Annotated in this window: 2 protein-coding genes; both read right to left on the reverse strand. The window is 66.4% G+C overall.

Annotation, left to right across the window (positions count from 1 at the left end):
• A partial coding sequence (locus AC1DYI_RS36570; RefSeq protein ID WP_477208977.1) for a hypothetical protein occupies positions 1–219 on the reverse strand: 219 nt, incomplete at its 3' end.
• 127 nt (positions 220–346) lie between these two features.
• Positions 347–1,082 (reverse strand): C40 family peptidase (locus tag AC1DYI_RS36575; protein ID WP_477208978.1); only part of this gene is annotated, 736 nt, incomplete at its 5' end.

A 1,082-nucleotide genomic window follows, 5' to 3' on the forward strand; every position in this document is an offset into this window, starting at 1 on the left:
GAGCGTGTCCGCGGCGTGCGAGATGTTGATGATCAGCGCCGACACGTCCTTGCGATCGAACGCCTCCGCCAGATAGTCGGGCAGCGAGCCGGAGGTCGGGCCGCTGCGGTCCATCCAGGAGTCACCTTCGGCCAGGATGCGGATGTCGAACGGCCCCTTCCTGTCCACCGACTCCGGGTTGACCAGGTAGCGTGTTCCAGTCACGGTGACAGACGACATGGGGGACTCCTGTGATTCGACGGCACAAACCGGGGACCGACTGTCGCGGTCACCGCCACCGAGCATTCAGCGGCATCTCGCGGAATGCATCCTCTGCCCTGAGGATGCAACGGGATCGAGGGGGCACCTAGGTAACCAGATCCAACGGCCGCCGCGCGTGGCTGAAGCTGTTGTAGGGCCACGAGCCGACGCGGCCCCAGGATCGGATGTAGACGCCGTCGAGGTGGGAGCCCTGAGAATCGCTGATCGTCTCGTCGATGCGGTGTGCAGCGTCCAGGTAGATGACCACGTGCGTGATCGGGCCGTCTGCCGGGCTGCCGCGCACGAACAGCAGGTCGCCCGGCTGCAGCGCTTCGCCATTCGGCACCAGAGGCCCGGCGGTTCCATCGCTGGCCTGCGACTGGATGGCCGAGGTGACCTGCAGCCCGAACGCGTAGTCGAGCACCCAGCTGGTGAAGTTGGAGCAATCCAGCCCAGGCGGTGCCCAGTGCTTTGCACACCGTGTTCCGTCGAACGCAGGGATGTGGTGGTGGTTGTAGGGCAGCCCTTGGTACTTCAACGCCGCCGCAATCATGCGTGCCTGCTTCCAGTGCCGCCGGTCGACTTCGCCGGGCGATGATGGGGCGGCCGCATAGACGACCCGCGGCGGTCCCCAGCCGCTGTTGGCATCGGCCGACTTGCACCACTCTTCGGGTGCCACCGAGCTTTGCGGCAAGGTGTCGCGGTGGGCGAAGTCGACCCTCGGGTCGGCTTCGTCGACGACGATGAACTTGCCGTCGGACGCGTAGGTGGCGAGTGAGGTCCGGACCTTGATCKGGCCGGACTGCACCCCCGGCGGCGCAATGGCCGTCACCGTCTTGGTG

Source organism: Ideonella sp. P3_A4 (assembly GCF_056403075.1).